7 protein-coding genes and 5 pseudogenes are annotated in these 10,193 nt (G+C 58.3%); 7 read left to right on the top strand and 5 right to left on the bottom strand.

The window, feature by feature from the left end; genetic code table 11:
• Positions 1-400: 400 nt before the first annotated feature.
• Positions 401-1,423 carry an IS110 family RNA-guided transposase gene (locus tag AC56LW_RS23570; RefSeq protein WP_499638212.1) on the bottom strand — a complete coding sequence of 341 codons (1,023 nt, stop codon included), beginning with the start codon at positions 1,421-1,423 and terminating at the stop codon, positions 401-403.
• 955 nt (positions 1,424-2,378) lie between these two features.
• Between AC56LW_RS23570 and AC56LW_RS23565 the strand changes: the two genes are divergently transcribed.
• The gene (locus tag AC56LW_RS23565) at positions 2,379-2,951 is read left to right on the top strand and encodes a porin family protein (protein WP_499638209.1); all 573 of its coding nucleotides are present in this window, start codon (positions 2,379-2,381) and stop codon (positions 2,949-2,951) included.
• 343 nt (positions 2,952-3,294) lie between these two features.
• On the opposite strand, the pseudogene AC56LW_RS23560 reads toward AC56LW_RS23565, so the two are convergent.
• Positions 3,295-3,630 (bottom strand): annotated as a pseudogene (locus AC56LW_RS23560) (IS66 family transposase); the annotation flags it as partial.
• 329 nt (positions 3,631-3,959) lie between these two features.
• Complete coding sequence (locus AC56LW_RS23555) at positions 3,960-4,700, bottom strand: SDR family oxidoreductase (protein ID WP_499638206.1); 741 nt, start codon at positions 4,698-4,700, stop codon at positions 3,960-3,962.
• 189 nt (positions 4,701-4,889) lie between these two features.
• Here AC56LW_RS23555 and AC56LW_RS23550 point away from each other — a divergent pair, with 189 nt between their 5' ends.
• From AC56LW_RS23550 to AC56LW_RS23525, 6 genes and pseudogenes are all read left to right on the top strand, one after another.
• On the top strand, positions 4,890-5,606 hold the full coding sequence (locus tag AC56LW_RS23550; RefSeq protein WP_379738093.1) for an IS6 family transposase: 717 nt from the start codon (positions 4,890-4,892) through the stop codon (positions 5,604-5,606).
• 58 nt (positions 5,607-5,664) lie between these two features.
• Positions 5,665-6,168 (top strand): annotated as a pseudogene (locus tag AC56LW_RS23545) (IS3 family transposase); the annotation flags it as partial.
• A 272-nt stretch (positions 6,169-6,440) separates the two neighbouring features.
• Positions 6,441-7,508, top strand: a complete 1,068-nt coding sequence (locus AC56LW_RS23540) for an IS110 family RNA-guided transposase (protein ID WP_499638202.1) — start codon at positions 6,441-6,443, stop codon at positions 7,506-7,508.
• Between the two features lie 16 nt (positions 7,509-7,524).
• A pseudogene (locus AC56LW_RS23535) lies at positions 7,525-7,647 on the top strand (IS3 family transposase); the annotation flags it as partial.
• Between the two features lie 182 nt (positions 7,648-7,829).
• Positions 7,830-8,891: an IS110 family RNA-guided transposase gene (locus AC56LW_RS23530; protein WP_499638199.1), complete on the top strand. Its 1,062-nt coding sequence runs from the start codon at positions 7,830-7,832 to the stop codon at positions 8,889-8,891.
• Positions 8,892-8,903: 12 nt separating this feature from the next.
• Positions 8,904-9,119: pseudogene (locus AC56LW_RS23525) on the top strand (IS3 family transposase); the annotation flags it as partial.
• Positions 9,120-9,489: 370 nt separating this feature from the next.
• On the opposite strand, the gene AC56LW_RS23520 reads toward AC56LW_RS23525, so the two are convergent.
• Together AC56LW_RS23520 and AC56LW_RS23515 are read right to left on the bottom strand one after the other, a co-directional pair.
• Positions 9,490-9,942 (bottom strand): DUF6328 family protein, encoded by a 453-nt coding sequence (locus AC56LW_RS23520; protein ID WP_499638218.1) that lies wholly within the window; start codon positions 9,940-9,942, stop codon positions 9,490-9,492.
• Positions 9,933-10,083: pseudogene (locus tag AC56LW_RS23515) on the bottom strand (transposase); the annotation flags it as partial. The gene AC56LW_RS23520 and the pseudogene AC56LW_RS23515, both read right to left, overlap by 10 nt.
• Between the last annotated feature and the right edge of the window lie 110 nt (positions 10,084-10,193).

Below are 10,193 nucleotides of genomic sequence, written 5' to 3'. Positions count from 1 at the left end.
GAAGGTAGAGCTGCGGGTATCGTGAATCACGCTGGCTATTGCCGGTCGCACGATCCCACCCGGGAGAGCCGGGCAATTCGCCCAGCAGGTTGTTAGTGCGAAGACCGCTTTGGGTCGTACATGGACGCCCCCGGTTTGCCAAGCATTCATTTCATGATGAGTCAGCAGGAAAAGATTGCACCCGTACATCCGGACTTTGGTGCGGCATTTGACGCCGCTGTCCCTGATGGGATTTGCTAGTCGACGCCCCAATCGAAAGCGCGCATTTTTCATGCTCCGACCCAAACGGGCTTTGCCGACTACGGTCTTACCTGTCTTGCCATCACTTCATGTTTGCCTAAGCAATCGGTGGGGAAACGACTTTAGCTACCTATGTTTTGTTTCGTGTTACCCGGTCTGATTACGCCCTGGCGTAATCAGACCGGAACTCTCGATCGTGTGCCAGAAGTGCCCACACGATTCTTGCGTTCTTATTCGCCAACGCGACGGCGACGACATTTTTGTCTCGTCGCGCCAGGAGACTTGCTAGCCATCCTGTACTGGCAAGTTTGCGCTGTGCTGCATAAATAACCGCTCTGGCGCCATGAATGAGCAAAGTTCGCAAGTAGCAATCTCCTCTTTTGCTTATTCCCAGCAACGTCTGCTTGCCACCACTGGAGTGCTGTTTGGGTACCAATCCTAGCCAGGCCGCTAACTGACGACCATTTTCAAAGCTTTTGGCGTCGCCGATCGACGCAACTAACGCGCTGGCCGTAAGCGGTCCGATACCGGGAATCTTCTCGAGCTTGCGTGAAAGAGCATTTGAACGATGCCATGCCTGGATCTCTACTTCCATTTCTCCAACCTGCCGGTCCAACTCTTTAAGGTGCGTCAGAAGGCGAAGAACAAGTTCTCGAAACATGCCTGGCAGCTCGTCCTTTGCCTCTTCCAACAACGCAGGAACTTGCTTGTAAAGATTTGCGATTCCCTGTGGCATGACCAGACCGAATTCTGCAAACAAGCCGCGGATCTGGTTAGCTTGCGCGGTTCTCGATTTGACCATACCTTGTCGTGCCCGGTGCATCGCTAAAACCGCTTGCTGGTGAACGTTTTTGATAGGTACGAAGCGCATCGTGGGCCGAGCAACCGCCTCGCAAATTGCCTCTGCATCAGCCGCATCATTCTTATTGGTCTTTACGTAGGGCTTGACGAACTGTGGTGCCATCAGCTTGACCGTGTGCCCCTGGTCAACCAGCTTACGGGCCCAGTAATGTGCTCCGCCACAGGCTTCCATGCCGATGAGGCAGGGTGGCATATTTGAAAAGAACGTGGCCATTTCGCTACGTTTGATCTGTTTTTTCAACTGCGGCTTGCCGTTCCCATCTACTCCGTGAATTTGGAACACACTTTTTGCCAGATCGATGCCAATTGTCGTAATCTTCATGGTGACGCCCTCCTCGGTTAGTGGTGTATGACACATCCACTTTGGCACATCGATGCCGTTTCGGGTGGGGGCGTCCATCCCATTGGAAGCAGACGGTGCCGGTTTCTGTTGGTGGCGTTACAGCGTTGTGAGGTCATGGATGCAGCGAGTCGCAGCTATTTCGATATCCCTACAGGTCAGTTGCAGCTATTCGGAGGGAATTCGTCGCAGCGATTAGCAAAATCTGGTGCGCGCAGCCCGGTGATGCAGTACCTTTCGTCGCAACCAGCGCACAGCAACTGGCCACCCTTCACGGGTAGCTTTCTTGATCCTCACGAATAGCTCACGCAATTGGCGATATAGAAAAGCATGGCTACCTCGCCGCCCTGCTGGATCGGATTCGAATATGTGATGTTCGCTTCATGGCCCTTGCTGGTGCTGGTGGCGCCACCCTTGACGCCCAGGTCGAGCTGCCCGGCGGCGCCGCGCCAGCTGGCTTCCAGTCCTAGAAGGCGACGAGCGGGAGAGGCGTAACGCGGGTGCCTTCACATGCGTAGACCGAATCCGGGACGGCAGCACCGACGCCGAGGCACTGTAAGGAAAGTAGCGAAGGTAACGAGGAAGATCCGTGATCTCATTGGGCGGCCTGTACGTTGGTCGATGCGCGACTCATTGTCCCGATGCGATTTCGCCACCTTGGCGTAGTCCCTTTGTCGTTAGAGCCCGGTTTGCCAAGGCGATCTTGTATCCAGGCGTAACAAAATGCATATATCGCATCTCGCGCGAATTGTTCGCTTACTGTGCGCATCAGTACGGCAACGCCCGAATGTGCGACATGCCGCACGCCGACGGGCCGTTGACCGTGGCGTTTCGTTACAAGTGCTTACGCATGCGCTGTTCGGACCAGGGCCGCCGCGATGTATCTTTTCGCTACGCAATTCATTGGGAACTGCGAACCAGACCAAGGAACAAGACCATGAACAAACTCCTGATCGCGCTCGCGGTCGGCTTGACCGCCATCACCTCCGCCCAAGCCCAGACCACGACCAATGGGCTCGGCCCCGACTGGGCCTCGCGCACCTACCTGGGCGTGGCAGTGGCGGGTGCCGAGAACCGCGCCGCAGATGACGACTGGAAGGCCGGCGGCAAGGTATTCGCAGGCTATAACGTCGACCAGAACTGGGCCCTGGAAGCCGGCTATACCCGCTTCGGCAACGAAGATGTCAATGTCCTCTCGACGTCAGGTTTCGGGCAGGGAGAAGTCAAGAGTTCCAGCAGCTATGTCGCTGCCAAGTATGCGGTGCCGCTGAACGAGCGCCTTTCGGCCTATGGCAAGCTGGGCGTGGCCCGTAACGAGCGCAAGGTCAACCTGCCGTCCATCGGCGCCAGCTATTCGGACAACGACAATGGCGTGTACGGCGCCGTCGGCCTGCAGTATGCGCTGGGCCAGAACCTGTCGCTGGTCGGCGAATATGAACGCTATGGCAAGCAGCCGGAGATCGGCGCCAAGGCCGACGTGGTGTCGGTCGGCCTGAAGGTCGGCTTCTAACAGGCCGAGCCCCGCGCGGGTCAGCCGCTCGCTCAAGCGGGCGGCTATCGCGTCCGCCCATCACGGTCGACAGCTCGACCTGGCCGGTGCGCCAGGCGAGTACCAGGTTTGGTTCGGTCGCATCCAGGTTACCCAGCCGGTCATCGGCGAAGCCGCGCACGCCACATGCCCGGTTGCGGCCGTGCGACTTGGCCATGTAGAGCGCCATGTCGATCAGGTTTACCACGCGTTCCCACGTCAGGTGCTGTTTGCCGACTGCCAGCGGGAAGGGCGCATAGCCGATCGAGCCATGGACGTTCAGGGCCATGCGTAAGCGTTCAGCCGCCCCACCTTCACAGCCGGATCAAGCTGGCTTAGAGTTCGCAAATGGCAGCGAATCGATCTTGCTGTTTCGGCAGGTCGGCAGTTTGTCGAGGGTGTTGGCTAGCCAGCGGGCCGGATCCAGTCCATTGAGCTCGGCCATCGCAAACAGGCTCTGGATGGCTGCGGCGCGGCGGCTAGCACGCTCCGAGCCGGCAAACAGCCACTTCTTCTTGCCGATGGCGATTGGACGGATCGCGTTCTAGACTGGATTGTTGTCTATCGAGAGAGTGCCGGGGCTGGCGTAGCGCTCCAGATCCGGCCAGCGCTTGAGGGCATGCTCGATGTCCTTGCCCGTGCCGCTGCCGACGGCGACGCTGCCCTTCGTGACAGTCAGCGACCTTTTCGCCGTAGTGACCTGATAGGCTCAGCTGAATGGCCGGGTTCGGCCAAAAGCGGTCCTTCCCGCTCTCTTTCTTAAACGAATCGGGACGGATTTGAGCTGGCCTCGAAGATTATAGCGATCGCCCCTGGAGTGTTTCGCTGAAGCCTGTGAGCAGGGCGACTGCATTGCGCTTTATTGCAATTATCGTCAGTGCACTGAACCGAGCTTAGCAAGTGGCAGGCGTTTGCCGCATGGTCAGCGAATCACTCGTCAAAGTCATAGGCGCAATGTAAGCGAACGCCTGCTAGGGATTGGAACAGTACTCAAGCGTTAAATCCGCCATCGACGGTCAATGCCGAGCCGGTAACATAATTGGCTGCAGGACTGGCCAAAAAAGCCACAGCGTGGCCAATGTCAGCGGGGATGCCGTAGCGGCCCAGCGCGGTGAACGGTAGGTTGAGTCCGGCCAGATCGCCGTTGGCGGGATTGAGGTCCGTATCGATGGGCCCCGGTTGTACCAAGTTGACGGTAATCCCCAGCGGCCCGAGTTCCCGGGCGAGGCCCTGCGTGAAGGCTAGCAGAGCGGACTTGGTCAGGGCGTACACCGTCAGCCCACCGAACGGCACGCGTTGCGAGACGTTCGAGCCGATCGTAACGATGCGCCCGCCTTGCTTCAGGTAGGGGATCGCAGCCTGCGCCGCCAGCACGGCTGCGCGCACGTTCACGTTGAGCATGGCATCGATGTCCGCGAGGCTGAGGTCAACGAACGCACTGACGCGCGCGATGCCGGCGTTGTTCACCAGGATATCGAGTCCGCCGAGCATGGCCGCTGCCTCGTCGACGGAGCGCTTCACTGCAGCGGCGTCGGCACTGTCGGCCTGGATGGCAAATGCGCGCCTGCCTTTCTGCTCGATTGCGGCGACTAGCGTAGCCGCGCGCTCGGTCGAACGTTCGTAGGTGATCACCACGTCGGCACCCTGGTCGGCCAGTGCCAACGCAATGCCTGCGCCGATGCCCCGTGCGGCGCCCGTTACGAGCGCCAGTTTTCCAGTCAATTGCGTCATTGTTGTTCCTTGGTTGGTCGGGCGGCTTATGCCCGGACGATCAACTTCTTGCCGCTATGGGTGCCGTCGAAAAGTGTGAGCAGCGTTGCCGGGAGCTGGTCGAAACCGTCGACGAACTCTTCGCGGTACTTGATTTTTCGGCTGTGGTGCAAACCAGCAGCTGAGCTAGAATTTCGCCTTTTGCCCAGAATGCGCAACCGTCCGAGCAAGAGCGCCCTATTCAAGGGCCGACACTTCGAGCAGGAGATCATCATTCTCTGCGTACGCTGGTACCTGCGCTACAAGCTCTCATATCGTGACCTGGTCGAGATGATGGCCGAGCGAGGCCTGCCGATCGCTCACACGACCATCTTGCGCTGGGTACAACGGTATGCGCCAGAGTTTGACAAACGCTGGAATCGCTTCTCGACACAAGCAGGTAATTCCTGGCGAGTGGACGAAACCTATGTCAGGATCCGCGGCCGGTGGGCTTATCTCTACCGGGCGGTCGACGCGGCAGGTAAGACCGTTGACTTCCGGCTCAGCCCACGGCGCAACGTTGCCTCGGTCAAGGCTTTCTTCCGCAAGGCCGTACGTTCTCAGGGTCGCTCACCCGAGACTATTACGCTGGATGGTTACGCAGCATCTCACCGGGCCGTCCGAGAGCTTCAGCGGCAAGGCAGGCTTGCCGAGGTGACGAAGCTTCGCTCGTCGAAATACCTGAACAATCGAATTGAGCAGGACCATCGTAATGTGAAGTCCAGGTTGGGCGTCATGCTGGGCCTGAAAAGTTTCGCTTCCGCCGGCACGACAATTCGGGGCATCGAGCTCATGCATCGGATTCGCAAAGGGCAGTTCGACCTAAGTTCCCTGTCGACTCAGGGGCGAACTACGCCTGAAATCTGGGCAGCTGTTCTGGCTGCGTGATCTACCCATCTGTGGGCCAGTTGACTTGTCCCTCGTCCATAATTTGCACCACAACCATCCTGAGTTGCGTTGGGCCCGTGCCCGGCGCGACGACGTGCTGAGCGTCGACATCGAGCGGGTTTGGCAGGCGAACCTGCAGGTCTACGGGGCTGACAAGGTCTGGCGCCAACTGCGGCGTGAGGGGACCAATGTCGCCCGTTGCACAGTGGAGCGCTCGATGCGCCAGGCTGGCCTGCGCGGCGTCATGCGCGGCAAGGTCATACGCACGACGGTGGCCGATGCGAAGGCGCCATGCCCGCTCGACCGGGTCAACCGCCAGTTCAAGGCACAGCGGCCGAACCAGCTGTGGGTCAGCGATTTCACCTACGTCTCCACATGGCAGGGTTTCGTCTATGTCGCCTTCGTCATCGACGTGTTCGCCCGGCGCATCGTCGGTTGGCGCGTCAGCAGCTCGATGCGGACTGACTTCGTGCTCGACGCTCTGGAACAGGCGCTGTACGCCCGTCAGCCTGAACGTAACGAGCTGGTCCATCATAGCGGCAGTAATAATGTCCATGCCAGCGATTCCTGGGCGATCTGACCCTCATAGCGATAGACCGATCTTGGAAGATCTGGTGCCGCGCAACGTTTTCGGACGACCTGACCCGCATTCCGATCGACTAGATTCAATGTCTTTCCCCGGACCTGTCGGTCGCCCGGGAATGTTTGCCGGCGAGGTTTCGCCTCGTCGATACATGTGACCCAAGAAGGGCCTGACGCCCTGTCGCTTTACTGTCTTGTCCAGGTATCCGTAGTGGCGGAATCGCTTACTTCTACATAAAGGTGCGGCGGGCCATGGATGAGCAACAGGTTGTGGTCGGTGGTGTCGATACCCACAAAGACCTGCATTTTGCAGCGGTGGTGGATAACCAGGATCGTGTCGTAGGCAATCAGAGTTTCCCGACGACGCGTCACGGATACAAGCAGATGCTGGCGTGGCTCCGTTCGTTCGGCGAGCTTGCTCGAATTGGCGTCGAATGCACAGGCACGTACGGCGCAGGATTGCTTCGCTATCTCCAGCATGCCGGCGTAGAAGTGCTAGAAGTGACAGCGCCGGATAAACATGATCGCCGCAAGCGAGGCAAAGACGATACGATCGATGCGGAGAACGCCGCTCATGCAGCGTTCGCTCAAGTGCGGACTGTGACACCGAAGACGCGCGACGGCATGGTTGAGTCCTTGAGGGTACTGAAGGTGTGCCGCAAGACTGCAGTCGCTGCCCGCCGGGTTGCCCTGCAACTCATTCAAAATAACATCGTTAGCGCACCGGACGAGCTGCCGGAGCCGCTGCGTACGATGACCCGTATGCAGCTGGTACGAACGCTGGCGGCCTGGCGTCCTGACCTGTCTGATTACCGAAACCTGACCTCTGCATATCGCATCGCGTTTAAATCGCTGGGGCGACGCTATCTTGAGTTGCACGACGAGATCGCGGATTTAGACGTCATGATCGCCAAACTCGTCGATGAACTCGCACCAGAACTCATCGCGCGCAACTCTATCGGGTATGAATCGGCGGCCCAGCTCTTATTGACGGCAGGCGACAACAGCGGGCGGCTGAAGTCGGAAGCCAGTTTTGCTGCGCTGTGTGGCGTCAGTCCGGTACCGGCATCTTCGGGAAAGGTATGCCGGCATCGCTTGAACCGCGGCGGCGACCGGGCCGCAAACAGCGCGCTGCATATCATTGCGATCGGCCGTTTGCGAACCGATGCCGGTACCAAGGCCTACGTCGAAAAGCGAATCAACCAGGGACATTCCAAGCTGGAGGCTATCCGGTGCGTCAAACGTTACATTGCCCGCGAAGTCTTCTACATCATCCAACGACGACAACGGGAGATCAATTCGACCAAAATCGCCACTTGACACTTAGAAGGGCGTCAGGGGGTCGCAATACGTATCGATAAAGTACAGCGAGCGCCTGGCAGAAGCCGGCATTGAGCCGTCCGTGGGTAGCAAGGGCGATAGTTACGATACTCAGTCTATGATGAGCATTGAACGCCTGCCGAGCCTGACCCGAGTTACGATTGGCTGAATGCCTTTGCGTTGACCTGTCGATTCGCCAGCGCGTTCCCCGAGCGTTGTCGGGCCTGGTCTGGTGACCTAATAGGAGCTTTGGACTTCCACCTTGAGTGTCCTGTCCGGCGACTGGGTTGGCAATGCGCCCACTTCGACAGGGAGCGCAAAATGGACGGACAAGCGATGCAAAACGAAGTGATCCTGGGCGTGGACACGCATTTGGATCTTCATGTTGGTGCAGTCATTAGCGGTACTGGCAAACTTCTTGGGACGCTGGCGACGGCAACCAACGCAAGCGGATATCTGCAGATCCTAGCTTGGGCACGTTCATTCGGCTGCTTTCGCCGTGCCGGCGTCGAGGGAACTGGTACCTATGGTGCCGGCCTTGCTCGCACTCTGTGCGAGCAAGGAATCGAGGTGTGGGAAGTGAATCGTCCCGACCGCAGTAAGCGACGACTGAAGGGAAAGTCCGACCCGGCCGATGCAGAGAGCGCCGCGCGTTCGGTTCTTTCAGGACAGGCGACGGCCATCCCGAAATCTCATACAGGAGCTGCAGAGGCGATGCGCACACTCGCAGTTGCCAGGCGTAGCGCCGTCAAGGCCAAGACCCAAGCCATCAATCAGTTGCGGGCAATATTGGTAAGTGCCCCACAGGAAATCCGTGATCGTCTTTGGAAGACCAAGGCTGAGCAATGTGTGGCTGGTTGCGCTCAACTTCGACAACTTGGTCCGTCAACGCTTTTGGTGGCATTGACCTCGACGCTACGTCTTTTGGCAAAGCGCTGGCTGATGTTGGCCGCGGAGCTCAAGGAGTTGGACGCGGAACTAGAAAAGCTAACGACCCAGTTTGCGCCGCATCTTCGTGAACAATTTGGCGTAGGCCCACTGACGGCAGCAACGCTGATTGTTGTCGCCGGAGATAATCCAGAACGCTTGCGTAGTGAGGCTGCGCTTGCTGCACTTTGCGGAGTGAATCCGCTCCCGGCTTCCTCTGGTAAGACAGTACGCCACCGATTGAATCGAGGTGGTAACCGCCAAGCGAACAATGCGTTGTGGACCATCGCCATGGTTAGGATGCGAAGCGAGCCACGGACACTTGCCTATGTAGAGAAAAGAACGATGGAGGGCATGTCGAGCAAGGAAATCCATCGCTGCCTGAAACGGTATGTCATCAGGGAGCTATACCCATACATTTTGGCGGACTTAAGGGCAACAGCGGGAAATCCTTGACATAGGAGCGTCAATGCCCTGGCCGAGACCATCAACGGACTCTACAAGGCTGAACTGATCCACCGCCGCGCTCCCTGGGAAACACGTGAGGCCGTCGAACTGGCCACGCTGGAATGGGTGTCCTGGTTCAATCACCACCGCTTATTGGAACCGCTCGGCTATATACCGCCGGCCGAAGCTGAGGCAAACTATCACAAGCAGTTGAGCAGTCAAGCTATCCCGGCTTGACTCACACTAACCGGCCTCCACGAAAGCCGGGGCGATTCACTTCAGACAAGGAGAAGTGAAAGGAGGCATTCTTGATTGACTCTTGAGCAGCCATCCTGGCAGGGGCCATCATAGGGATGGACATCATGGCGGTGGTCCTGGCGTGCTGCAGGCAAAGGTTATGGTATTACTCAGCCTTCCGCGATCAGCAATGCGATCGAATGTCACGCCTGCAGGACTCTGAAGGCGCCAGCAGCGAAATCTCGCCGTGGGTGCGGCACATCGCTTACCGCTCTAGGGTGCACCCAACCCGGCACTAATGGGCAGGCTTGAGCAATATCGGTAATCGATGCGTTAAAGCCGTCGCATAGTTGTGCCAGTATGTCAGGATTCAAAACCGCCCGCTCGCGCGCCACGCATTAGGCAGCACCCACCATAGTGCCAGAATAAGCACAGCAACGAATCCGGCGACCAGGTTCGCCAGCGTGTGGCCGAGTACGCTCGAAAGCACTAGTTGCGAGGCGAGCACGAGTGCCAGAGACAAAGCGCCGGCTCCTGCGAGGATTTGTCGCGTCGCAATGTGTTTAAACCGCGTCCGGTTAGATAGCGGACGCATAAGTCGGTGTTGCACGGCAGGAGCGCTGAAGAGCACCAGCGCGGCGACAGAAAGCACGAAGGTGGCCAGAAACACGTGTTTTTCGACCGCCACCACACCAGCAAACCCGGGCGCAAAAGGCACGGTGATGAGAAAGGCAGACAGCAACTGAGCGCTGGGCAGCAGCACGCGGAGCTCGCCCAACATGTCGCTGAGGTCGCCATCGTCTTCGTCGGTCGTTGCCACCATGCCGCCAAACTTGGCGCACCACTTGTAGAACGTGGCATTGCTGATGCCATGCTCACGACACAGCTCCGGTATAGGAGTGCCGCCCTCGGCTTGCTTGAGAATGGCGATGATCTGGCTGTTGGTAAAGCAAATCGTCCCCATGTAGAGCTTTCTCTGTCTAAGTAGAAAATTCTACTTCTGAACTCGCTCTTCGTGGGAGGCGATTACCCGACCCACTGTGGCCGCGTTGGCGATCAGCGACCCCAGCAATA

This window comes from Telluria sp. LT2P80 (assembly GCF_059685955.1).
The sequence above is the reverse complement of the archived record's forward strand: the minus strand, read 5'-3'. Positions and strand labels throughout refer to the sequence as shown.